At 70.5% G+C, this 23,508-nt stretch carries 18 protein-coding genes; 12 read left to right on the forward strand and 6 right to left on the reverse strand.

What is annotated here, in order from left to right; genetic code table 11:
* The gene (fucO, locus tag GZ997_RS01460) at positions 1–1,152 is read right to left on the reverse strand and encodes a lactaldehyde reductase (protein WP_162678574.1); all 1,152 of its coding nucleotides are present in this window, start codon (positions 1,150–1,152) and stop codon (positions 1–3) included.
* Positions 1,153–1,668: 516 nt separating this feature from the next.
* On the opposite strand from fucO, the gene GZ997_RS01465 reads away from it, so the two are divergent.
* The 6 genes from GZ997_RS01465 to dapB all read left to right on the forward strand — a co-directional run bounded on the left by GZ997_RS01465 (position 1,669) and on the right by dapB (position 8,946).
* Positions 1,669–4,038 carry a polyribonucleotide nucleotidyltransferase gene (locus tag GZ997_RS01465; RefSeq protein WP_161924376.1) on the forward strand — a complete coding sequence of 790 codons (2,370 nt, stop codon included), beginning with the start codon at positions 1,669–1,671 and terminating at the stop codon, positions 4,036–4,038.
* 202 nt (positions 4,039–4,240) lie between these two features.
* On the forward strand, positions 4,241–5,602 hold the full coding sequence (locus GZ997_RS01470) for a pitrilysin family protein (RefSeq protein WP_162678575.1): 1,362 nt from the start codon (positions 4,241–4,243) through the stop codon (positions 5,600–5,602).
* Between the two features lie 632 nt (positions 5,603–6,234).
* The gene (locus GZ997_RS01475) at positions 6,235–6,396 is read left to right on the forward strand and encodes a hypothetical protein (RefSeq protein ID WP_162678568.1); all 162 of its coding nucleotides are present in this window, start codon (positions 6,235–6,237) and stop codon (positions 6,394–6,396) included.
* Between the two features lie 102 nt (positions 6,397–6,498).
* Positions 6,499–7,395 carry an ATP-binding cassette domain-containing protein gene (locus tag GZ997_RS01480; protein WP_219109690.1) on the forward strand — a complete coding sequence of 299 codons (897 nt, stop codon included), beginning with the start codon at positions 6,499–6,501 and terminating at the stop codon, positions 7,393–7,395.
* Entirely contained in the window at positions 7,392–8,153 is a 762-nt protein-coding gene (locus tag GZ997_RS01485; RefSeq protein ID WP_161924373.1) for a hypothetical protein, read from the forward strand. Before GZ997_RS01480 ends, GZ997_RS01485 begins: the two co-directional genes overlap by 4 nt.
* 40 nt (positions 8,154–8,193) lie before the next feature.
* The gene (gene dapB / locus GZ997_RS01490) at positions 8,194–8,946 is read left to right on the forward strand and encodes a 4-hydroxy-tetrahydrodipicolinate reductase (RefSeq protein ID WP_161924372.1); all 753 of its coding nucleotides are present in this window, start codon (positions 8,194–8,196) and stop codon (positions 8,944–8,946) included.
* A gap of 97 nt (positions 8,947–9,043) precedes the next feature.
* Here dapB and GZ997_RS01495 read toward each other — a convergent pair whose 3' ends face one another.
* On the reverse strand, positions 9,044–9,718 hold the full coding sequence (locus GZ997_RS01495; RefSeq protein WP_162678577.1) for a GNAT family N-acetyltransferase: 675 nt from the start codon (positions 9,716–9,718) through the stop codon (positions 9,044–9,046).
* Positions 9,719–9,864: 146 nt separating this feature from the next.
* On the opposite strand from GZ997_RS01495, the gene dapA reads away from it, so the two are divergent.
* Positions 9,865–10,761: a 4-hydroxy-tetrahydrodipicolinate synthase gene (gene dapA / locus GZ997_RS01500; protein WP_162678578.1), complete on the forward strand. Its 897-nt coding sequence runs from the start codon at positions 9,865–9,867 to the stop codon at positions 10,759–10,761.
* 39 nt (positions 10,762–10,800) lie between these two features.
* Here dapA and GZ997_RS01505 read toward each other — a convergent pair whose 3' ends face one another.
* From GZ997_RS01505 to GZ997_RS01515, 3 genes are all read right to left on the reverse strand, one after another.
* Positions 10,801–12,558: an AMP-binding protein gene (locus GZ997_RS01505; RefSeq protein WP_162678579.1), complete on the reverse strand. Its 1,758-nt coding sequence runs from the start codon at positions 12,556–12,558 to the stop codon at positions 10,801–10,803.
* Entirely contained in the window at positions 12,555–14,444 is a 1,890-nt protein-coding gene (locus GZ997_RS01510) for an AMP-binding protein (RefSeq protein ID WP_161924368.1), read from the reverse strand. The genes GZ997_RS01505 and GZ997_RS01510 overlap by 4 nt, the downstream gene beginning before the upstream one ends.
* A gap of 191 nt (positions 14,445–14,635) precedes the next feature.
* Positions 14,636–17,116 carry an AAA family ATPase gene (locus GZ997_RS01515; RefSeq protein ID WP_343212241.1) on the reverse strand — a complete coding sequence of 827 codons (2,481 nt, stop codon included), beginning with the start codon at positions 17,114–17,116 and terminating at the stop codon, positions 14,636–14,638.
* Between the two features lie 481 nt (positions 17,117–17,597).
* Here GZ997_RS01515 and GZ997_RS01520 point away from each other — a divergent pair, with 481 nt between their 5' ends.
* Positions 17,598–18,515 carry a PAC2 family protein gene (locus tag GZ997_RS01520; protein WP_162678581.1) on the forward strand — a complete coding sequence of 306 codons (918 nt, stop codon included), beginning with the start codon at positions 17,598–17,600 and terminating at the stop codon, positions 18,513–18,515.
* Between the two features lie 27 nt (positions 18,516–18,542).
* On the opposite strand, the gene GZ997_RS01525 is transcribed toward GZ997_RS01520, so the two are convergent.
* Positions 18,543–19,295, reverse strand: a complete 753-nt coding sequence (locus tag GZ997_RS01525) for a fused MFS/spermidine synthase (protein WP_162678607.1) — start codon at positions 19,293–19,295, stop codon at positions 18,543–18,545.
* A gap of 172 nt (positions 19,296–19,467) precedes the next feature.
* On the opposite strand from GZ997_RS01525, the gene dinB reads away from it, so the two are divergent.
* From dinB to rsmH, 4 genes are all read left to right on the forward strand, one after another.
* Entirely contained in the window at positions 19,468–20,715 is a 1,248-nt protein-coding gene (dinB, locus tag GZ997_RS01530; protein ID WP_161924366.1) for a DNA polymerase IV, read from the forward strand.
* A 252-nt stretch (positions 20,716–20,967) separates the two neighbouring features.
* Positions 20,968–21,342: a DUF3040 domain-containing protein gene (locus tag GZ997_RS01535; RefSeq protein ID WP_161924365.1), complete on the forward strand. Its 375-nt coding sequence runs from the start codon at positions 20,968–20,970 to the stop codon at positions 21,340–21,342.
* A 605-nt stretch (positions 21,343–21,947) separates the two neighbouring features.
* Positions 21,948–22,379, forward strand: coding sequence for a division/cell wall cluster transcriptional repressor MraZ (mraZ, locus tag GZ997_RS01540; protein ID WP_161924364.1), 432 nt, complete (start codon positions 21,948–21,950; stop codon positions 22,377–22,379).
* Positions 22,380–22,658: 279 nt separating this feature from the next.
* A partial coding sequence (gene rsmH / locus GZ997_RS01545; RefSeq protein WP_162678582.1) for a 16S rRNA (cytosine(1402)-N(4))-methyltransferase RsmH occupies positions 22,659–23,508 on the forward strand: 850 nt, incomplete at its 3' end.

The raw sequence follows: 23,508 nt of genomic DNA on the forward strand, positions 1-23,508 counted from the left end.
TCACAGCAGCGAGCGGTACAGCGCCTCAATGTCCTCCCGGGTTGCCGGGCGGGGGTTGCCGGGCGTGCACACGTCGGCGAAGGCGTCCTCGGTCAGTGCGGCGATCCCGGACTCATCCACGCCCACCTCGCTGATGCGCGTGGGGTTGCCCAGGTCGCGGGTCAGCTGGGCGACGGCGTCGACGGCGGCCTGGCGCGCCTGGTCCAGCGGCATGGTCTGGGCGTCGGCCACCCCGAAGGCCTCGGCGATGTCGCGGTACTTCTCACCGGTGTACTCGGCATTGAAGGCCATGATCGGAGCCAGCAGGATGCCGTTGGCCACCCCGTGCGGGGCGTTGTAGCGCCCGCCCAGCGGGTGCGCCATGCCGTGCACCAGGCCCAGGCCCACGTTGGAGTAGGCCATGCCGTTGATGTAGGCGGCCAGTCCCATCTGCTCCACGGCGTCGGCGTCGCCCTCGGCCGCCTTACGCAGGTTCTTGGCGATCATCTGGATGGAGCGCAGGCACAGGGCGTCGGACAGCTCCCAGGCGCCGGGGGTGATGTACCCCTCGATGGCGTGGGTGAGCGCGTCCAGGCCGGTGGCGACCTTCAGGCCCCGCGGCATGCCGTCCATCAGGTCGGGGTCCACCACGGCGATCACCGGGATGTCGTGCGGGTCCACGCACACGAACTTGCGCTGGTTGGCGGTGTCGGTGATGACGTAGTTGATGGTGGTCTCCGAGGCGGTGCCCGCGGTGGTGGGCACGCCGATGATGGGGGTGCCCGGGTTCTTCGTGGGGGAGGCCCCCTCCAGGCTGAGCACGTCCTCGAACTCGGGGTTGGTGGCGATCACCGAGATCGCCTTGCAGGTGTCCTGCGGGCTGCCGCCACCCAGGCCGATGAGGATGTCGGCGCCCGAGTTGCGGAAGGCGGCCAGGCCGGCCTGCACCTTCTCCACCGGCGGGTTGGGTACGACGTCGGAGAAGATCTCCCAGGCGATGCCGGCGCTGTCGAGCAGGTCGGTGATGCGTGCGGCGGTGCCGTTGTCCGCCAGGACCGGGTCGGTGACGATGAACGCCTTGCTCAGGCCGCGGGCCGTGATCTCGGTGGGGATGTTGGCGATGGCGCCGCGTCCGAAGTAGCCGGTCTGGTTGAAGATCATGCGGTAGGTCATTGAGTGCGCTCCCTTGGTGCAGCTTGGCATGGCGAGTTCTGTGGGTGGTCCGCCGTGGGCCAACCCCGTGCTTGAAACGATTTCATGAGGTTGTTCTCATGCGGAAGGCCCGAAGGTCCCGAGCCGGTGGGCGCGTCCTATTTCACGTCTCCCGGTCGTTCCGTGACCCCCGCGCTCGCTGGCGCCACGGTAGGATCAAGCCGTTCATCCTCAAGCTAGTGGCAGTGGCAGTGCGTTTCCCGGGTGCCGACAGGTGCCCTGCTGAACACGCCCTCCCGGATCGGCTCCGGGAACAGCCCGCGCTACCGGATGCGGACGCGCCTGCAGCGGCGTCGTCGGCCCGGGAAGGCAGCTACGGGGGAGTGGACCCGGTGGCCGGGACAGACCCGGTAACCGGACGGCACGGCCCGTCGGTTTTCGGTGGTGGCCTCCGGACCAGCGCGTGCGCAGCTCCGTGGGCCTCGATCGAAGGCCACGGCCGGCCTGACGATCGACATAGAAAGAGACACGCTAAATATGTTCCTTGACGACCCCGAGGTCACGGCCGCCGAGGCCGTGATCGACAACGGCCCCTTCGGCAAGCGCGTGGTCCGCTTCGAGACCGGGCGCCTGGCCAAGCAGGCCGCCGGCAGCGCCATGGCCTACCTGGACGGGGAGACCACCGTCCTGTCGGCCACCACCGTCGGCAAGCACCCCAAGGATCAGTTCGACTTCTTCCCCCTCACCGTTGACGTGGAGGAGCGCCAGTACGCCGCCGGCCGCATCCCCGGCTCCTTCTTCCGCCGCGAGGGCCGCGCTGGCACCTCCGCCATCCTCGCCTGCCGCCTGATAGACCGCCCGCTGCGCCCCTCCTTCGTCAAGGGCCTGCGCAACGAGGTGCAGGTGGTTGAGACCGTCCTGTCCATCCACCCCGACGACGCCTACGACGTCCTGGCCATCAACGCGGCCTCCATGTCCACCCAGATCGCGGGCCTGCCCTTCGCTGGCCCTGTCGCCGGCACCCGCCTGGCCCTTATCGACGGGCACTGGGTGGCCTTCCCCCGCTACTCCGAGCTCGAGCGCGCCACCTTCAACATGGTGGTGGCCGGACGCGTCCTGGAGGACGGCGACGTCGCCATCATGATGGTCGAGGCCGGCGCCACCGAGAACGCCTGGGACCTGATCGCCGCCGGCGCCACCGCCCCCACCGAGGCCGTCGTCGCCGAGGCCCTGGAGGCCGCCAAGCCGCACATCAAGGTTCTGTGCGAGGCGCAGCTGGAGGTCGCCAAGCACGCCTCCAAGCCCACCGCCGACTTCCCGCTCTACCTGGACTACACCGACGAGCAGTACGACGCCGTCGAGAAGGCCGCCGAGGCCCACGACCTGGCCGCCGCCATCGCCACCGAGGGCAAGCAGGCCCGCGACGAGGCCACCGACGCCGTGCGCGACGCGGTGCTCGCCGACCTGGCCGAGGCCTACCCGGCCGAGGAGGACGCCAAGGCCCTCAAGGCGGCCTTCCGCTCCGTGACCAAGAAGCTCGTGCGTCACCGCACCCTCACCGAGGGCGTGCGCATGGACGGCCGCGGCCTGAAGGACATCCGCACCCTGGCCGCCGAGGTCGAGGTGCTGCCCCGCGTGCACGGCTCGGCCATCTTCGAGCGCGGCGAAACCCAGATCATGGGCGTTACTACCCTGAACATGCTGCGCATGGAGCAGCAGGTTGATGATCTTTCGCCGATCAAGCACAAGCGCTACATGCACCAGTACGTCTTCCCGCCCTTCTCCACCGGTGAGACCGGCCGCGTCGGCGCCCCCAAGCGCCGCGAGATCGGCCACGGCGCCCTGGCCGAGCGCGCCCTGGTGCCGGTGCTGCCCAGCCGCGACGAGTTCCCCTACGCCATCCGCCAGGTCTCCGAGGCGCTCGGCTCCAACGGGTCGACCTCCATGGGCTCGGTGTGCGCCTCCACCCTGTCGCTGCTCAACGCCGGCGTGCCGCTGCGCGCCCCGGTGGCCGGCATCGCCATGGGCCTGATGCACGAGGAGATCGACGGCGAGACCAAGTGGGCCACGCTCACCGACATCCTCGGCAGCGAGGACGCCTTCGGCGACATGGACTTCAAGGTCGCCGGTACCCGTGACTTCATCACCGCCCTGCAGCTGGACACCAAGCTGGACGGTCTGCCCTCAGACGTGCTGGCCGGCGCCCTCGCCCAGGCCCGCGACGCCCGCCTGTTCATCCTGGACGTGCTCGCCCAGGCGATCGACTCTCCCGACGAGATGGCCCCGACCGCCCCGCGCGTGCTGAGCGTGCACATCCCCGTGGACAAGATCGGTGAGGTCATCGGCCCCAAGGGCAAGATGATCAACCAGATCCAGGAGGACACCGGCGCCGAGCTGACGGTCGAGGACGACGGCACGGTCTACATCGGTGCCTCCGACGGCCCGTCGGCCGAGGCAGCCCGTGACGCCGTCAACGCCATCGCCAACCCGCAGATGCCGGAGATCGGCGAGCGCTTCGTCGGCACCGTGGTCAAGACCACCACCTTCGGCGCCTTCGTGTCGCTGACCCCCGGCAAGGACGGCCTGCTGCACGTCTCCCAGATCCGCCGGCTGGTCGGCGGTAAGCGCGTGGAGAACGTGGAGGACGTGCTGGGTGTGGGCGACAAGGTCGAGGTCGAGCTGGCCGAGATCGACCAGCGCGGCAAGCTCAGCCTGCACGCCGTCCTCAACGAGGAGCAGCAGGCCGCCGAGGACGAGGCGAGGGCGCACCGCGCCGAGCGCGGTGAGGGTGACGGTGAGCGCCGCCCGCGCCGCCGCCGTGAGCGCACCGACGAGGACGGCGAGCGCCGTGAGCGTCGCCCGCGCCGCCGCCGCATGCGCACCGTGGAGTCCTCCGAGGAGGAGTGACCAATCCGGTTGACCCGGTAACAACCGAGGGCCGGGCTCCGCGCGATCACGACGATCAACCGGAGCCCGGCCCTCTCCTCTCACCGAGACCGGCACTCGTAACACGCCGAGACCGGCACTCGTAACACGCCGAGACCGGCACTCGTAACGCGTCGAAACCGGTGGAAATGACGCATCGAGGCCAGTCGTTTAGGCTCGTGCGGTGACCACTCCCGCCCCGACCGGCCCCGAAACCAGCTTCGGCGAAGCCGCACTCGACCGCGCACCCGCCGGCGCCCCCGGCACCGAACTCCGCCTCGTCGACGACGGCGCCACCATCCGTCGCTCTATCCTCCCCGGAGGCGTGCGCGTGATCACCGAGCACGTTCCGGCGCTGCGCTCGGCCTCGCTGGGCATGTGGTTCGGCGTCGGCAGCCGCGATGAGCGCACCGGTCAGGAGGGATCCACCCACTTCCTGGAGCACCTGCTGTTCAAGGGCACCGCAACGCGCAGCGCCCACGACATCGCCGAGGCATTCGACATGATCGGCGGGGAGTCCAACGCCGCCACATCCAAGGAGCACACCTCCTACTACGCCCGCGTCCTGGGACCGGACGACCTGACCGCCCTGGACGTGCTCGCCGACATGGTCACCTCCTCTCGCCTGGACCCGGGAGAGGTGGAGACCGAGCGGGGTGTGATCGTCTCTGAGCTGGCCGACGCCGCCGACGACCCCGCCGAGATCGCCCAGGAGGCCTTCGCTCGCGCCACCTTCGGTGATGACACCCCGCTGGGGCGCCCCATCGGCGGCACCTACGCGACCGTGTCGGCGGTGCCCCGCGACGCCGTCTGGGAGCACTACCAGCGCACCTACGCCTCCGACACGCTCGTGGTCGCCGCCGCCGGCGCCGTAGACCACGACGAGATTTGCGAGCGGGTCGCGGCCGACCTGGCCGCCGCCGGCTGGGACACCACCGGCGTCGTCGCCCCGCGCCCGCGCCGCTTCGAAACGGAACCCGCGGCAGAGCTGACGGTTCACGACATCACGTTGGAGCGCGACGCCGAGCAGTCCCACGTATACCTTGCCTGCCAGGGCATTCCGGCGCTGGACGAGCGCCGCTGGACCATGAGTGTGCTCACCACCATCCTCGGCGGCGGCATGTCCTCGCGCCTGTTCCAGGAGATCCGCGAGAAGCGCGGCCTGGCGTACTCCACCTACGCATTCGACACGCCCTACGCGGGAGCCGGCGCCTTCGGTCTATACGCCGGCTGCGCCCCGGGCGACGTCGATGAGGTGCTGACCGTCATGGCCGGCGAGTTCGAGTCGCTGGCCGCCGACGGCGTAACCGAGCGCGAGCTGGAGCGCGCCCGCGGGCAGATCCGTGGCTCCATGGTGCTCGGGGGAGAGGACTCTCTGGCCCGCATGGGGCGGCTGGGCCGCGCCGAGGTCGTCACCGGCCGCCTGCGCTCCATGGAGGAGAACCTGCGGCGCCTGGACGCGGTCACGGCCGACGACGTGCGCGCACTGGCCGCCCAGCTCGCCGCCCAGGAGCGCTGCCGCGTAGTGGTCGGACCGGGTGCCTGAAACAGATTCAGCCGACGCCCTCACCTCAACCGTGATCGCGGCGAGTGAGGATACGGCGAGCATCTGGTTTTAACCTTGCGGCTGCCTCATCCGAAACCGATGGGGCCGAAGCACGGCGAATACGAAGCAGAGGACCGCGCCGATGACCCACGCTCCTAACGCACCCGCGGGATGAGTGAGGGCAATCGTGGCCATGACCCCGAGCGCCACGGCGGCGATTATCCGCAGCATCCGAAGGTCCGTGACGGCTGCCAGTACCGTGCATGTCGCGGAGACTGCGACGGCGATCGCGAGTGCTCGCTGCGGGGTCTCCCAGTTCAGGTGGATGAGAACTGCACACACGGCGGCGACGGCGGCGAAAGACAGCGATGACACGGCGCTCGGCCTGCGTGCGATCTGCCGACCCGTGCGCGACCGATCCTGGAATGCGCTGGATGACGAGTCATGGCCGAGCTGCGACATGGAGGCTTCCTTGAATATGAGGGGTGGCACAAACGCTAAGGGTAGGTCTCGCAGTGTGGTGGCAATTCCCGCGAGGGGTTCCCTCTGGTAGGGGGCATCGTGGGAGCCCAGATTCTCGACCAAGACTCACTAGGAAGGTTCACCCAGGATGCTCAACAAGCAAGTCTGCCGTGTCCATGCTGATCGCGGAAGTGCTGGCCGACCCTGACCTGGCTCAGGATGATGTGTTCCGTCGGTTGCTTCAGGCCGGGTTGCAGGACTTTGTGGACGCCCAGGGTGTCGGCAAAGCCGGTCGCCGGTTATCTGTGCCACACATCGCGATTCTACGTTGAGGAGCGCTGATGCCGTTTATGAGCTCGCGGGTGGTAAACTTACGAGGGTGTGCTTGTGTTGATGGCTCAGCCGTCGATGCCACGAGGAGGTGAGGGCGCGCAATGATCTCGCTGAGTGAGGTGAGTAAGGATTACGGCGGTGTACGTGGGCTGTCTTCTGCCTCTTTTGAGGTGCCTGACGGACTCGTCGCGTGCCTAGTCGGCGCGAACGGTGCTGGCAAGACGACGGCGCTGAAGACGATCGGCGGGCTTGTGCGTCCTGATGGAGGCGAGGTCCGGGTTGACGGCGCCGCACCGGGGAGGTCGCCATACCCGCTGGGACGCCTGGGGCTGGTTCTGGGAGCAGACCACTGGGTGGGCTCCCGAACAGGGTTCCAGTGCCTCATGGGTATTGCCCGCACCAGCGGCATTCCGGAGGTCCGCGTGCGCCAAAGCCTGGAAGAGACAGGCATAGCGGCGGTAGGGGACCGCAAGGTCAGGACTTTTTCTCTGGGGATGCGCCAGCGCCTGTCGTTGGCGGCGGCGATGCTGGGCCAGCCGCAGAACGTGGTCCTGGACGAGCCCTTCAACGGTCTTGACCCTGAGGGGGTTCGGTGGCTGCGCTCCCTGCTGCGAAGGCTGGCCGATGAGGGCAGGGCTGTACTGGTCTCCTCCCACCTGCTCGGAGAGGTCGAGGACATTGCGGATCGCGTCGTCGTTCTCAAGGAGGGCAGGGTGCTGGCCCAGGCTCCCGTTGACCAGGTGCGGCGCCCCGGCGGAGTCATCGTTCGCGCCGATGATCCCGCCCAGGTTGTCGCCCTGGCACACTCGCGGAACTGGCAGGTGGAAGCCGCGGAACGACCAGGTGACAGCGAGGGTGGGGTACTCATAGACGCGGGTATCGAGGAGGTGCAGAGGGCCTTCTTCGACGAGGGGGTCCTCTTCACTGAGATGCGCGAAGCGAAACGATCCCTTGAGGGCTGGTTCTTTCACGTGCTGGAAGGAGAGCAGGAACCATGACCGGTGATCGCGCTGCACAGCAGGAGGTGACCTGGCGCCGGGTCCTGGTCAGCGAGTTCGGCAAGGCGGCGAGGACGCGTTCGGTGCAGGTCCTGATCGCCCTCGAGCTCTGCCTTGTCGTCTTCTTCTCCGCCGTGGTCGGAGTCCCTGGGGTTCAGGCCGCGTCACTGCCAGCCGGACTGGCGGGTGCGGTGACCGCTGGTGCTGAGTACTCCTCCGGTGCCATTATGTCCACAGTGGTGGCGGTAGGCAGGCGTTCCAGGCTGTTCTGGGCGCAGCTGGTCAGCGCCGCGGTGGTTACGGCCCTTCCCGCGCTGGCGCTCATGCTGGGGCTCGTTCTGACGACCAGGCCCTACGTGGACTACCGCGGTGTTCCGTTCGACCTGGCTGCTTGTCTGGAAACCGTGGTTCGCGCGGCGCTGGTGCTGGCCTTAGTCGCGGCTGCAGGTGCCCTGGTGGCGATGGGGACGCGCTCGGTAGCTACTGCTGTTATGACTCTGGCACTGGGTGTGGGGGCGGCCCAGATACTGGCCATGCTGGTTCCGGCACTGCTAACGCTGGGTTCCTGGACGGTCCTGCTTCCCGACTGGGTGCACGTGGTAATGCCCAACGCGGTCATTGCCAGGCTGCAGGGTGTAGCCGCGTTGCCTGCCTCCTCGTGGCTGGAGCAGCCAGTGGCCACGATGCTGCTGGCCGTGGCCTGGTGTCTGCCCCTGTTCCTGTGGGGACACCGCAGACTGACCAGAGGCGACTTCTAGATGTGGCCGCCTCGCGGCGACAGGCTGCTAGGGTGCCCGCATGAGTATTGCTGTTGCCGTAGTCGGCGCCGCGGGGCGCATGGGGTCCACCGTCTGCCAGGCCGTCGAGGACGCCGACGGGCTCGCGCTCGTCGCCCGCCTCGACATCGGCGATGAGCTCACCGCCGCGAACCTGGCCGGCGCCCAGGTGGCCGTCGACTTCACCCATCCGGCCGTCACTGAGGACAACGTCCACGCCCTCATCGACGCCGGCGTGGACGTGGTGGTGGGCACCACCGGCTGGACGGACGAGGCCTACGGGCGCGTGCGCGAGCACCTGGCCCGCCCGGAGGCGGCCGGCCGCAGCGTCATCATCGCCCCGAACTTCGCCCTGTCGGCGGTGCTGACCATGTCCTTCGCCGCGAAGGCCGCCCGCTACTTCGAGTCCGCCGAGGTCATCGAACTGCACCACCCCAACAAGGTCGACGCTCCCTCCGGCACCGCCATCGCCACCGCCCGCGGTATCGCCGCCGCCCGCGCCGAGGCGGGACGGGGGCCGGTTCCCGACGCCACCGAAACCGACCCGGACGGCGCCCGCGGCGCAGTGGTCGACGGCGTGCACGTACACGCCGTGCGCCTGCGCGGACTCACCGCCCACGAGGAGGTCGTGCTTGGCAACCCCGGCGAGCAGCTGACCATCCGCACCGACTCCTTCGACCGCGCCAGCTTCATGCCGGGCGTGGTGCTCGCCGTGCGCGAGGTGGGCGCACGCGAGGGCCTGACCATCGGCCTGGACCAGCTGCTGGACCTCTGACGACGCCCGGGCCTGCCCGGGCGGCCACGCGTCGACTCGGGGCAATTGCGCGCACCAACGACGACGCGTGCCGGGTTGGCCCGGTCGTCCGACGCGGTTACAGCACGGCCGCCCAGCAGTCCTCGATGACGCCCTGCCCGACCGGCAGCCGACGGAACGACTCGGTGCGCTTCAGGCCGGCGCCGCGCAGGAACCCGGCCAGGGACTCGTCCCCGCGCACCGCCCACACCAGCAGCACGTCGGCCCCCTGGGCACGCGCCTGCTCCGAGGCGGCGGCCAGCAGCCGGGAACCGTGCCCGCGGCGCTGCCGCTCCGGGGCCACGCCGAGCGCGGTGATCTCCATGCCCCGCCCGCTCGCGGCGTCCGCGTCTGCCGCCGCATCGTCGTCGGCCTGGCTCGTCTCGCCCGCGGCATTCGTCGTAGCCGCGCCGTCGGGGGAGGGGGCAACGCCGATCAGGCCCACGACCTCGCCGCCCTCACCCACGGCCACGAGCACGCGGTGCGCTGGTGACGGCGGGCTAACCACGGCCTGCTCCCAGCCGGCCGCGATTACCGGCGCCGCCACCATCGCCTCCACTCCCGGCGACAGCGGCACCTCATGAGCGGCGACGTGGGCGGCGCGCAGGGAGGCCAGCATGGCGGCGGCGTGCACCCGCCCGATCGCGTCCAGGTCCGCGGCGGTGGCCTCACGCACGAAGTCCCCGGGGGTGGGTGTCTGCGAAGCGGGCGGCGTACCGTGGGCGTCGTCGCTGTGGCGGAGGAAGTCGTTCATGCGACCGAGCCTATGCGTCCCCACGACTTCACCGTGCGTGCCTCGCCCGGGTCCGGACGTCCTCAATCGGCCGCTGCCCGCAAATGGCGTGCCCACCCTGTGATCGCCCGCCACATGCGTGCGGCAATGCCGTTACGCTGCTCACTATGAGCACTCTCCCCAGCCGCTCCTTCGGCTCCGTCGGCGTAGCCATGGTCACCCCCTTCACCCCGGAAGGGGGGATCGACGTCGAGGCCGCCCAGAAGCTGGCCGTCTCCCTGGTCGACGACGGCGCCGACATGATCCTGCTGGCCGGCACCACTGGGGAGGCCCCCACCACCCACCTGCCGGAGAAGCAGACCCTGCTGCGTGAGGTGAAGGACGCACTCGCCGGGCGGGCCATGCTGGTGGCCGGGGCCGGCTCCAATGACACCGCCCACGCGGTACGCATCGGGGTGGGCTCCCAGGAGGCCGGCGCTCAGGGCCTGCTCATCAACGCCCCCTACTACAACCGCCCCAGCCAGGAGGGCGTCTACCAGCACATCATGGCGGTGGTCGAGGCCACCGACCTGCCGGTCATGGTCTACGACATCCCCGGCCGCACCGGCGTGAAGATCACCGACGACACCCTCGCCCGCCTGGCCGAGCACGAGCGGGTGCTGGCGGTCAAGGACGCCACCGGTGACGTCGAGCAGGGCTTCGAGCGCATGGAGGCGACCGGCCTGGAGTACTACTCCGGCGACGACGGGCTGAACTTCGCCTGGCTCACCCACGGCGCCAGCGGCGTCGTCTCCGTGGTCGCTCACGCCGACGCCCACTCCTGGCGGGAGATGATCCGCGAGGTCGACGCCGGCGACCTGCCCGGTGCCCGCGCCGTCGCCCAGCGCATGCGTCCGGTGGTGCGGGCCATTATGGGCGGCGGTCAGGGCGCGGTGATGGCCAAGGAGGCGCTGGCCCTGCAGGGCCGTATCCCCAGCGCCACCGTGCGCCTGCCCCTGGTGCGCGCCACCGCCGCCGAGGTCGCCGCCCTGCGCGACAGTCTCGCCGCCGCCGGGCTGCTCTGAGCTCGCCGACTCGGGTGCTGCCGGCCCCGCACGCCGCGCTCAGGCGGCGCTGGCGCGGCCGATGATCTGCTCGCGCACCACGCGGCGCAGGATCTTGCCGATCTGGGAACGGGGCATCTCCTCGAGGATCTCCAGGTGACGCGGCAGGGCGTAGTGGGGGAGCGCCCGCTCGGCGTGTGCGCGTACCGCCTCCAGGGTGATCGCGTGCTCCGGCGTACCCGGCTCCAGGACGACCGCGGCGCACACCAGCTCCCCATTCGCCCCGCCCGGCAGCCCGACGACGGCGACGTCCGCCACGCCCGCCATGGTGAGGATCGCCGCCTCCACCTGGGAGGGGTAGACGTTGAAGCCGCCGGTGAGGATCAGCTCGCGCCGTCGGTCGGCCATCCACAGGAAGGAGTCCTCCCGGCGCACCATGTCCCCGGTGCGAAGCCAGCCGCCGGGCAGCATGGCGGCCGCCGTCGCCTCCGGGTCGTCCCAGTAGCCGGCGAAGACCTGCGGCCCGCGCACCAGCAGTTCGCCCGGCTCGCCGTCGGGCACCTCCCGCTCGGGGTCCGGGGCGTCCGGGTCAACCACCCGCACGTCAGTGGAGGCGAAGGGCAGGCCCAGCGCCCCCAGGCGGCGGCTGGGCCCCATGGGCGTGCCCGAGACGATCGGACTGGTCTCGGTCATGCCGTAGCCCTCCACGAAGTAGCCGCCGGTGGCGGCCTCCCACTCCGCGCCCACGGCCGGTGGCATCGGGGCCGCCCCGCACACGCCGTAGCGCAGGGTCTTCAGGGACACGCCCTTCCTCTGGGCGCCGCGCAGAATCCGTTCGAACATCACCGGTACCCCCACGAAGAACGTGAAGGGGCGGCGCTGGTGGGCCTCCAGCACCTGGCTGACCGAGAACTTCGGCAGCATCACCTGCGTGGCCGCCTTCTGCACCGCGCAGAACACGTTGAAGGTCAGCCCGAAGGCGTGGAAGAAGGGCAACAGCGCCAGGAAGGTCTCCCCGCCCTCATGCAGCATCGGCACCCAGGCGATCGCCTGGTTCGCGTTGGTACGCAGATTCTTGTGCGTGAGCATGGCCGCCTTGGGCATGCCGGTGGTGCCGCCCGTGTGCAGCAGCACCGCCAGGTCATCCCCGCCCGGATGCGGCCAGGAGGCCTCCAGCCGCTCGGCTCGCGCCACCTCCCGGTCCCAGGAGCGCACGCCCGCGGGTAGCGATTCGGCCCGCATGGAGGCGCGGGTGCGACGCGCCTTGGCCACGGGCAGGCGCAGGGCGGCGCGCAACCGGGCCGGCATGGCGGAGGATAGGTCCACGCTGAACACCGTGCGCCCGTCCAGCGGGTCGGCCTCCTCATCCGTGCCGCCGCCGGCTCTCGATGCCGGATTCAGCACCAGCTCAACGCCCTTCTCCCAGGCGATCACCACCCGCGCGCCGTGGTGGGCGAGCTGGGCGCGGATCTCCTGCGCGGGGGCGAGCGGGTTGTGCTCGGCGACGATCGCCCCCAGGCGCAGCGCCCCGTAGATCGCCACCACGTGCTGCGGACAGTTCGGCATGAGCAGAGCAACCCGGTCCCCGGCCCGGACGCCCGCCCGCCGCAGCAGGCCCGCGGCGCGCTCGGAGGCCTCCAGCAGCTCACGGTAGGTCAGGGTCGCCCCCATGAAGTCCAGTGCGACCCGGTCCCCGTAGAACTCGGCCGCGGTGCACAGCAGCTCTCCCAGGGGTCCCTCCGGGACGTCAATGACGGCTGGGATATTCGGCTGATAGTGGGGGCGCCGGTACCGCTCGGCGTCCTCCTCACCGCTCACCGGGCCTGCTCCCCGGCGCCGGCGGCCTGCCCGGGCTCACCGCGGCCGACCTCACCCAGGCGCTCCACCAGGGCGGTGGCGGCGGACTGGGAGGCGGCGGCCGCCGTCGCCGCCGCGCCCGCGGCTGCCTCCCGGGCCGCCAGCAGCTCCTCGCGCACCACCCGGCGCAGCACCTTGCCGATCTGGGAGCGCGGCATCTCCGTCAGGATCGCCACCTGCCGGGGCAACGCGTAGTGGGACAGGGTCTTCTCCGCCCAGGCGCGCACCTGGTCGAGCGTGACCGTCTGCCCATCCTTGGGCAGAATGGCGGCCACCACGGACTCGTTACCGGCCTCCGCCGGCAGCCCGACGACGGCGACCTCCTCCACCTGCGGCATGGAGCGCACCGCCGCCTCCACCTCGCTGGGGTAGATGTTGAAACCGCCGGAGATGATCAGTTCCTTGCGGCGGTCGGCCATTACGTAGAAGCCGTCCTCCTCCTGGCGCACCAGATCCCCGGTGCGCAGCCAACCGCCCGGCAGCATGACGGCGTCCGTCTCCTCCGGGTTCTCCCAATAGCCGGCGAACACCTGCGGGCCGTGCACCACCAGCTCGCCGACCTGGCCCGGCTCCACCTCCACCTCGGGGTGGTCGGGGTCGACCACCCGCACGTCGGTGGACGGGTAGGGCACGCCCAGCGCACCTGGGCGCCGCTCGGGGGAGATCGGGTTGCCCAGGATGATGGGTGCCGTCTCCGTCATGCCGTAGCCCTCAATGATGGCACCGCCGGTGGCCTCCTCCCAGGCGTCGGCCACCGCCTTGGGGGTGGGTGCCGCTCCGCAGACGGCGATCTTGCAGCTGGACAGGTCCGCGCCGACCTCCTGCGCGCGGGTGACGATCCGGTCGAACATGACCGGCACCCCCGGGAAGAAGGTGGCGGGGCGCCGCTTCCAGGCGGCCAGCACCATGTCGGCCCCGAACTTGGGCAGCACCACCTGTGTGGCGGCCAGCCCGACGGCGCACAGCAGCGACAGGCTCAAGCCGAAGGCGTGGAAGAAGGGCAGCACCGCGTAGAAGGTCTCCTGGCCGACCTCGCAGGTCTGGGAGGCCCACGCCAGACTCATCTCCGCGTTGGCGCGGGCGTTGGCATGAGTCAACTGGACCGCCTTCGGGGTGCCGGTGGTGCCGCCGGTGTACAGCAGCACGGCCACGTCGCCCACGCCCGGTAGCGGGTGGCCCGAGGGCAGCGGCGGGGTAGTGGCGACCAGGTCGTCCCAGGAGGTCACCCCGGCCGGCACCTTGCCGCGCAGCTCGCTGCGCTGGGAGCGGGCGGCCGCCACCGGAAGCCTCAGGGCCAGCCGGCTCGTCCACGGCAGCCCGCGGGACAGGTCCATGGACAGCACCCGCGCCCCGCCCATGCCTGCCGCGTCCAGGGAGCCGACGGCCTGCACCATCCGCGCCAGTGACTTCTCCCAGGCGATGATCACCCGGCCGTGGTGCATCTGGATCTGCTCGCGGATCTGCGCGGCGGGGGCCAGCGGATTGTGCTCGGCCACGATCGCCCCGAGCCGCCAGGCGGCGTAGGCGATCACGACGTGCTGGGGGCAGTTGGGCAGGATCACACCGACGACGTCGCCCCGGCCCACGCCCAGGCGGCGCAGCGCCTCCGCTGCCCTTGCCACCTGGTCGCTCAGCTGCCGGTAGGTGGTCGCCTGCCCCATGAAGTCCAGGGCGACCCGGTCCGGGAAGCGGCGGGTAGCGTCGTCGAGCATGCGGGACAGCGGCTCGGTTACCGGCGCAATCACGCTGGGGATGCCGGGGGCGTAATGGGGGCGCTGGTAATCGGTGGAGTCACCCCGGGTGCGGGACTGGCGGTCGGCGTCAGTGGCCTGGTTGAAACTGCTCATCGTTGCCTTTCCCGAGTATTCCGCCGGAGCCTGACGGGCGACCGGGCGAGGATCGTAGCCTACGCAACCGTAACCTACGGTCGCGTAGGAGCGTGCGTGCGTGACGCGCATGCGACCTGTGGTCTGCCGCTCACCTCGGGTCCGATCGGCGGCAGGCTAGAGGATCCCCCTGGGTACTGCCCGTGAGCCGGTTACAGGCCGGCCGGCAGCGGCAGCCGGGACACGACCCGCAGACGGCGCGTCGGCCGCGTCATCGCCACGTACAGGTCGCCGGGGCTGACCTCCCCGATGGCTGCAGGGTCAACCAGAACCACGACGTCGAACTCCAGCCCCTTGGACAGGTGCGGGTCCATGACCGCCAAGCGGCTGCGCAGGATGTCGCCGTCCGGCGCCTGCATCGCCGCCTCCAGCTCTGGATCCTGCGCCAGCTGGGCGGCAACCTGCTGTGGCTGCGGGGCGATCACGGCAATACGGCCGGCACTCGTGCCCACAGCCGCATCCAATGTGGCCGACTCCGCCGCCACCGCCTCGCGCAGGACCCGCCCCCAGGCGGCGGGTGCGGCATCGCCTCGCTCGGCCGCGGGCCCGCGCGAGAGGTCGTCCACCGCCAGGCAGTCGTCCAAGTCTCGTACCGAGGTGACCGGGTGGGAGACCGGCTGCCCGAGACCGGCCGCCACCTGCTCAGCCGTCCGCATAATCGTTGCCGGCGTGCGGTAGCAGACCGTCAGTGCCTCCTCGCGCAGGGGCGTCGCTGCCCGCGGCGTACGTGAGCCGCGCCCGCCGCGGGGCCTGGCCGGGCGCGTGCCCAGGGCCGAGAGCACGCGCTGCCACGAGCCCGGGCGGCTCGGGCCAGAGTACTGGGCCAGGTCACCGACTATGGTGAAGGAGCGCACCGGGCAGCGGCGGGCCAGGGCCCGCCAAGCCATGTATCCCAGCTCCTGCGCCTCGTCGACGACGATATGCCCGTAGGTCCAGCTGCGATCGGCGCGGGCGCGCTCCGCCAGGGTCAAGGACGGCCCCGTGTCCTCCATCCTGTCTGCCAGCATCTCGGCGGTGACCATGCCGCCCCCCAGCTCCTGGGACTCGATCGCCTGGGCGGCGTAGGCGACGAGCGATTCCCGCCGCCGTGCCTCTAGGCGGGCGCGGCGCGCCTCGGCATCCTCACTAGGACCCAGCAGCTCGGCCAGCTCATCGATCAGCGGCACGTCCGCCTCGGTCAGTTCCTCGCCCGCCGGCCGCTCCAGCAAGCGCCGTTCGTCGGCCTGTAGTTCTGGTGCCAGTCGGCGCAGCAGCTCGGGACGCGCCCAAAGCCGCTCCAGCAAGCCCACCGGCGTCGTCGGCATCCAGCACAGGTTGATCTCCCGGCGGGCGTCCCGGGCGGTGCGAATATCCTCCCGGATCCAGGCGCGCGTATCGGCGTCGTCGGCATCCTGGTGGGTGGCGGTGGCGAACTGGTCGGTCAGCCTCTCCAGCAGCCACAGCACGAAGGTCTCGCGCGCCAGGTTGTGGGGCTTGCCCGAGCGCCGGGCCCGGGCCGCCGCCTCGCGCACGTCCGCGGGCAACAACTGCAGGCGGGTGCCCTGCACCACGATGTCGCGCGGCTCCTGCGGAACCCGCTGCAGGTCACGCACGGCCCGGCGCAGGATATCCACCCACGCCCTGCGGGCCTTCAGCTCGGAGACCTTGGCCGACTCGGCACCGCGTGCGTGCACGCCGGGCACCAGGTCGGCCAACGTGGTGGAGACCACGCCGGTCTCACCCAGCGAAGGCAGCACCTGCTCCACGTAGCGCAGGAAGGTGCGCGAGGGCCCCACTAGCAGCACCCCGGAGCGCTCCAGGCGCTCGCGCTCGGCGTAGAAGAGGTAGGCGACCCGGTGCAGGGCCACCGCCGTCTTACCGGTGCCGGGGCCGCCCTGCACCACCAAAACGCCCTTGCCGTCGCCGGTGACCACCCGGTCCTGCTCAGCCTGGATGGTGGCGACGATGTCACCCATGCGCCCCTCGCGGGCGGCCGACATGGCCGCGATCAGCGCGCCCTCGCCCTGCAGCCCATCAACGCTCACAGTGCTAGCGGCAGTGCTCGCAGCGGTGCTCGCACCGGCGTCCCGATCACCGGGTGCGGTCAGCGCTGCCGCAGCGGCCGCATGCACGTCAAGCAGCTCGTCCTCAAGCCCGACGACGCGGCGGTCGCGCGTGTCGATATGCCGACGCCGCACCAGCCCCATCGTCTCCGAGGCAGTGGCCTGGTAGAAGGCGCGGGACAAGGGGGCGCGCCAGTCCAGGACGACCTCCCTGCGGCGGTCGTCCTGCAAGCCGATACGGCCCACGTAGTGCCGTCCGCCCGCCGCAACGTCTTTCGCCATGTCCTTTGCCGCCGAGTCAGCGCCGGGCTCGGCGGCGTCGGCATCAGGCTGCGCCATATCCATGCGCCCGAAGACCAGCCGCTCCTCAACCCCCTCAAGAGAGGCGACCAGGCCCGCGTAGTGAGCCGCGTATGCGTCGCGCTCGCCACGGGACTGATGCGTGCCGCTTGCGCCGCGGGCCTGGGTCGAGGCCAGCGAGCGGCGGGCCTGAGACAGCTGCCGGTCCAGCTCGGCGTAAGCGACGTCCACGACTGCCTGCTCCGCGGCGACCTCCCGCTCCCGAGCGGACGGTGCGGACGCCGGTTCCACAGGTGCATGCGGGGCTGCGGACTGCGGTAACCGGGTCGAGTCGGTGGAGTGGTGCTGGCTCACATGACCTCGCTAGAAGTGTGTTAGTCGGGTGGCGACCTGGCCCGGGGCGGATGAGGACGGATGCCGCCAGGCGGCGCGGATCGGAAGGGAACGGAAACAGGCGGACAGGAAGCGTATTGCGGTAGTTCGTGTACGGTGGTTGTTGCCAGGCACGGGCCCAGCCCGCGCGGGGCGGCATCCGCGATGCGCGGGGCCGTTCATTATCTCCCCGTCGGCGCCGGCATCCACACGTCTCCCCTTCCGTTCGCGAGGAGGGAAGTCAGGTGGGGTGAGCTGCGGATCTCCCGTTCGAGTGGGAACACGTGCACGCCCCTGGATGTTGCACCAGCCGACGCATGGCCTCACCTGCGCGGCGTGCAGCCGCCTCGGTGACGCCGGCATCACGAACACGAGCGCCAAAAGCGCGAGAGGAGGAGCAATGCGACCGCTATTCACTGTGGAGCACCCCGCGGGGGAGCCCGTCTCGCCGCGCGTGCTCCTGCACCACTTCGAGGGCGCCATGGACGCCGGACACGCCGGCTCCCTCGCCGTCGAACAGCTCATCATGACCCTGCCCCACACTCGCCTGGCCACTTTCGACGTCGACTCCCTGATCGACTATCGCGCGCGTAGGCCGGTGATGACCTTCGACCGCAACACATACACCGAGGTCTCCATGCCTGAGCTCGTCCTGGACCTGCTCCAGGACGACGAGGGCGAGGACGTACTGCTGCTCCACGGAGCAGAGCCCGACTACCGTTGGCAGGAGTTCACCGACGCCGTGACCCACTTGGCCGTGTCGATGGGAGTCAGCCACGCGGTCGGCATCAGCGGTATCCCTATGGCCATCCCGCACACCAGGCCCACCTACGTGCACATCCACGGTTCCCAGCCCGACAAGCTCAATTCACAGACTGAGGTGTTCGGACGCGTGGAGCTGCCCGGCTCCATGAGCGCCTTCCTGGAGCTGCGGCTGGGTGAGGCCGGCATCGATTCCCGTGGCCTGTCCGCGTCCATCCCGCACTACATCGCCCGCGACGACTTCCCGCAGGGTGCTGCGGCACTACTGCGCGCGGTAGCCGAGGGCACCGGGCTGGCCCTCCCCCTGGGGGACCTGGAGGCGGCCGCGAACATTAACCGGGCGGAGATCGACGCCGAGGCGGCGCAACAGCCCGAGGTCGGCGCCGTGGTATCCGCGCTGGAGGCGCAGTACGACGCCATGCTGCAGCAGACCGAGAACCTGAGCTTCGAGGGTACGCCAACGCTCGACCTGCCCAGCGCCGATGAGATCGGCGCCCGTCTGGAGGCGTTCCTGGAGGCGAATGAGAACACCTCTGGCGACGGGCTGCAGAAGTAGTTGAAGTAGTTACGGTCCGGGGCCGCGTCAGAAGGACGGCTGCGGCAGTGCCGGGTCGTCCTCCTGCCAGGTGCGCACGGGCAGCGGCAGGCGCCGCACCGCCCGCTCCACCGCGTCGAGCTCGTGCTCGGACCAGGGCTGCGCGCGGGCGAGCAGCACGATATTGCCCGGGCGGCGCCCGCGTACCACGGCCGCATCGGCCACTACCAGCACCGCGTCGAATACCCCGTGCAGGTCGGACAGCTCCGCGGCGATGGCCACGCGCGGTGGGCAGGCGGCGTTAGCCAGGTAGATGCCGCCGGGTGCCAGCGCCCGGCGGCACTGCATCAGGAAGTCACGGCCGACGCATGTCGGCGGAACCGCTCCGCCGGCGAACACGTCGCGCACCACGACGTCCCACTCGCCGGGGCGCAGCGTTCCCACCGCCAGCGCCGCATCGCCCACGCGGATGCGCAGGCGCGGAGCGCGGGGCAGGTCGAACCACTTACGCACCTTGCTCGCCAGAATAGCGTCGATCTCCACCGCCAGCTGCTCCGAACCGGGGCGGGCGGCGTCCCATGCACGTGCCAGAGCGCATCCGGCGCCGCCCAGGTGCACTGCGCGTACGGGCGCCGTCGGCCCGCGTAGAGCGGACAGGACCGCATCCATCTGCTGAAGGTACTCAAAGTCCAGGTGCGTCGGGTCGCGCAGGTCGATCCAGGATGACTCGGTCCCGTCCAGGAGCAGGAGGACCCCCGTGTCACGTACCTCCAGCTGTGCGGTTGCGCAGGAGGTTCGGATGGGCCCGACGGGCAGGTCCAGGACCCGGGGCGGGCGCTGCCTGCCGCGGCGCCCGGCGCGGGTGCGGGATGAGGATTGACCGCGTGTCACAGGGGCACGTTATCGTGGCCGGGTAGTACACCGTCGTGCCGCTTCCGGACTGGTGGGGCGGGCGCGCGGAGAGGAGACGGGCATGAGCAGGGCACCACGGGCTGACGCTGCGCGCCGTTCCTGGGGTGAGGACGACTCCGCCACCCCCATCCTGCACGTGGACATGGACGCCTTCTTCGCCTCGGTAGAGCTGCTGGAGCATCCTGAGCTGTCCGGGCGGCCGGTCATCGTCGGGGGACGTGACGGGCGCGGTGTGGTCTCCGCGGCCTCTTACGAGGCCAGGGCCTTCGGAGTCAGCTCGGCAATGCCCATGAATGAGGCCCTACGCCGCTGCCCCCAGGCCGTGGTACTGCCGGTGCGGCACGGCCTGTACTCCGCTGTCTCGCGGGACGTCATGAGCATCCTCGGCGAGGTCACGCCCGTGCTCGAGCGGGTCAGCGTGGACGAGGCCTTCCTGGACGTGTCCGGCGCCCGCCGCCGTATGGGCTCCCCGGTCGCCATCGGTCACTGGATTCGGCGGGAGGTGCGGGGACGCGTGGGCGTGCCCGCATCGGTCGGGATTGCCGCTACCAAGTTCGTGGCGAAGCTCGCCTCGGCGCATGCCAAGCCCGACGGCCTGCTACTCATACCGGCGGACGCCACGCAGGCCTTCCTGAACGTGCTGCCGGTCGGCGCCATGTGGGGGGTGGGGGAGAAGAGCGCCGAGGCTCTCGGCCGCTGGGGGATCAAGGATGTCCGGCAACTGGCCGCCACAGACGTGCGTAGGCTCGAGCGCATCCTCGGGCCCGCGGCCGCGCGCCACCTGCACGACCTGTCCCACGGTATCGACCCGCGGCCGGTGACTGCGCAGCGAGAGGAGAAATCGGTTGGGACTGAATCGACGTTCTTCGACAACATCACCGATCGCGAGCACGCCCGCCGGGTCCTACTAGACCAGTCCCACCAGTGCGCCGCGCGGCTGCGGGCCGGCGGGCTGCGCGGGAAAGTCGTGGTGCTCAAGGCCCGAGGCGCCGACTTCAAGACCGTCACCCGGTCGCGCACCATGGCGGCGCCCACGGACCTGGCGCGTGACCTGTTCGCAGTGGTTGAAGACCTGTTCACCGCACTGCCCACCCCGGGAGGCGGCTTCCGCCTCCTCGGGGTGCGGGTCGAGGGCCTTTCCCGCGCCGGTGACGGGGTTCAGCTGCTGCTCGACGACGACCCGCGGCGAGGCGCCCCCGAACGTACGGCCGATGCCGTGCGCAGGCGCTGGGGGACAAGCGCGCTGGCGCCCGCCAGTCTGCTGGCGCGGCCCGGGTCCGCTGGCCCCGCCGTCGGTCCCGAGGGCTGATCTCAGCCCCTCCACGCGTGCCCGGGGTGCGTGGCCGCGTTGCCCCAGCGTGCCTCCCGGGCTCGGCAGGCTTCCCGCGTCCACCACAACGGCGGGAAGAACCAGGTCCCGGATGCTGTTGCCCAGGTATGGGGACGCTCCGGTTTTCTTCCCGAGACGACAACCGCTTATCCTGGATATCGTTCGTGGGTGGTGGCCGAGGCGATCCATCCGGTTGTTCGTTTCAGCCCATAAGCGGAAGGGAGGCGTGCCATGGCATTGTCGGAACGTGAGCAGCAGGTGCTCCGCGATCTGGAGGAACAACTCAATGACGAGGACCCGTCGCTGGCTGAGACCATGCAGCATGCCGACACGACATTGCGTCGGCCCTCGCCCCGCCGTATCGGTGCTGGAGTTGCGCTGCTGCTGGTCGGCTTGGCGGTGGTCATCGCCGGTGTTGCCATCGGCAACGACGTCGTCTCCATAGCGCTGGGGGTGCTCGGCTTCGCCCTGGCCGTGTGGGGCGTCACGCTTATGCTCACGCGCGGTGGTGCTGGGGAGCCGAAGACTCCCCGCAGCGCCGGACGCTCATCCTTCATGCAGCGCCAGTCCGAGCGCTGGGACAGGCGACGCGACGGACAGAACTAACGCGGTTGCCCGGCCACCGCACGCACGCCGGGGCCGGCGCCAGTAGTCAGGCGCGACCAGGACCCCCACGCCGGGGACGGCGCTAGCTGCGCGGACGACATCGGCGTCGTCCGCTGCCGTCGGCACGGTTCGAGCGGGCCAGGCATAGCAGGTGTCGGTTAACTGCCCCATCGGCCCCTCCACTTTCCTCCACCGGCTGCCCTCCACCCGTCATTGTCCGGGGCCGTATTCCACTGTGATTTCACTGTGATTCCACAGTGCCGTCCTGCGCGGGGCACACGTTCGCCGCGCAGCGGATGCGCCCGTTGCTCCGCCGCGCAGCCAGCGCCCGGCCCCGCGCCTGGGCCGCGGGCGCGAATCCGCCCGGACCACGCGCGTCGGCCGGACCGCATCGACGTCGGCGCTCTGCCTCCCGCCACGCCGCGCGTATTTTCCTCCACTGTCCCCCACCGCCCACCACTGCTGAAATTCCAGGGAAAACCATGGGTCCTCGACAGGGGCGACGCGATCGTGACCCCGGTTTGCGGCCGCATTGTGGAAGAAAGGGGAGGGAAGTGGAGTAATGTGGGGCGCACCGGTCGTCGAGGGGAGAGGAGTGAGGTCCGGTGTTCCTGGGCACCCACGCTCCCCGCCTCGATGACAAGGGACGGCTCATACTCCCGGCCAAGTTTCGTGAGGAGCTTGCCGGGGGAGTGATCCTCACCCGTGGCCAAGAGCACTGCATCTACGCCTTCACCGCCGCTGAGTTCGAGCGCATGTACGCCCAGCTCCGCGAGGCTCCCCTGGCGCAGAAGCAGGCGCGCGACTACGTGCGCGTCATGCTCTCGGGCGCCGATTCGCAGATTCCCGACAAGCAGGGACGTATCACGATCCCCGCACCGCTGCGCGCCTATGCCGGGCTCGGACGCGACTTGGCGGTTATCGGCGCCGGCGCGCGCGTGGAGATCTGGGACGCGGGGGCCTGGGAGACCTACTTGGCCGCCCAGGAGCAGGTCTTCGCCGATACCGCGGAGGAGATCATTCCCGGGTTCTTCTGACCCGGTGCCACAAGTTCATAGAGCCATCAGGGCACGCGGGAGGACTGTTGCCTCCCGGTGCCCGGGGACTGCCGGATACGGGTTCCGTTCCGTGAGGTCTCCGCCCGCCGCAGCGTCCGACGCCTCTTCCCCGGCGCCGGAACCCGCGGGAGGAGTCCTGGCAGGACGGAGCCGGTAGACGGCGTCCCGAGCAGCCAACACCACTTACACGCCCGTGCATGCGGCGCCGCGACAGTCGTAACGCCGCCGCACCGACTACCGGCCGGAAGGAGGACACTCGTGAGCAACACCCCTGCGGACGGGCAGGCGGCCGCCGCGGCCGACCACCACACGCCCGTCCTACTGGGACGCTGCCTGGAACTGCTTGCACCAGCGTTCACCGTCCCCGAGCCGGTCATGATCGATTGCACGCTCGGGATGGGCGGGCACGCCGAGGGCGCCCTGGAGCGCTTTCCGCAGCTGACACTGGTGGGTATTGACCGGGATCCTCAGGCCATCGCGCTGGCCTCGGCGAGGTTGGCGCGTTTCGGTCACCGGTTCCGTGCCGTACGGGCCACGTACGACGCCGTCGACGCAATCGCCGCCGAAGCCTCCCGGCGCCCGGACGGAACGGTTGACGCAGTCCTGATGGACCTGGGGGTGTCCTCCCTCCAGCTCGACGACGCCGAACGCGGCTTCTCCTACGCCCACCCGGTCCCGCTGGACATGCGCATGGACCAGTCAGCCGGTCGCACGGCCCAGGACATCGTGGACACTGCCGATGAGCAAGAGCTCACGCGCATCCTGCGTGACTACGGCGAGGAGCGCTTCGCGGCGCGTATCGCCGCAGCCATAGTGAGACGTCGCAGCGCCGGCAGCCCCGTAACCAGCACCGCCGAGTTGTCCGAGCTGGTGCGCGCGAGCATCCCCGCCGCCGCCCGTCGGCGCGGCGGCCACCCCGCGAAGCGCACCTTCCAGGCGCTGCGGATCGCCGTCAATGGCGAACTCCAGCTACTGGAACGCGCCCTGCCCCGGGCGCTGAACAGCCTGCGGGTAGGCGGCCGCCTGGTGGTCGAGTCATACCAGAGCCTTGAGGACCGCATCGTCAAGCGGGTGCTGGCGGCCGGCGCCACCTCGGGGGCGCCGGCCG

The organism is Actinomyces sp. 565 (assembly GCF_010365615.1).
Lineage (GTDB): Bacteria > Actinomycetota > Actinomycetes > Actinomycetales > Actinomycetaceae > Actinomyces.

What these genes read in the sequence shown, in the direction of transcription:
- fucO (WP_162678574.1), bottom strand. Translation starts at nt 1,152, where the DNA reads ATGACCTACCGCATGATCTTCAACCAGACCGGCTACTTCGGACGCGGC.
- GZ997_RS01465 (WP_161924376.1), top strand. Translation starts at nt 1,669, where the DNA reads ATGTTCCTTGACGACCCCGAGGTCACGGCCGCCGAGGCCGTGATCGAC.
- GZ997_RS01480 (WP_219109690.1), top strand. Translation starts at nt 6,499, where the DNA reads ATGATCTCGCTGAGTGAGGTGAGTAAGGATTACGGCGGTGTACGTGGG.
- GZ997_RS01485 (WP_161924373.1), top strand. Translation starts at nt 7,392, where the DNA reads ATGACCGGTGATCGCGCTGCACAGCAGGAGGTGACCTGGCGCCGGGTC.
- dapB (WP_161924372.1), top strand. Translation starts at nt 8,194, where the DNA reads ATGAGTATTGCTGTTGCCGTAGTCGGCGCCGCGGGGCGCATGGGGTCC.
- GZ997_RS01495 (WP_162678577.1), bottom strand. Translation starts at nt 9,718, where the DNA reads ATGAACGACTTCCTCCGCCACAGCGACGACGCCCACGGTACGCCGCCC.
- dapA (WP_162678578.1), top strand. Translation starts at nt 9,865, where the DNA reads ATGAGCACTCTCCCCAGCCGCTCCTTCGGCTCCGTCGGCGTAGCCATG.
- GZ997_RS01510 (WP_161924368.1), bottom strand. Translation starts at nt 14,444, where the DNA reads ATGAGCAGTTTCAACCAGGCCACTGACGCCGACCGCCAGTCCCGCACC.
- GZ997_RS01520 (WP_162678581.1), top strand. Translation starts at nt 17,598, where the DNA reads ATGCGACCGCTATTCACTGTGGAGCACCCCGCGGGGGAGCCCGTCTCG.
- dinB (WP_161924366.1), top strand. Translation starts at nt 19,468, where the DNA reads ATGAGCAGGGCACCACGGGCTGACGCTGCGCGCCGTTCCTGGGGTGAG.
- GZ997_RS01535 (WP_161924365.1), top strand. Translation starts at nt 20,968, where the DNA reads ATGGCATTGTCGGAACGTGAGCAGCAGGTGCTCCGCGATCTGGAGGAA.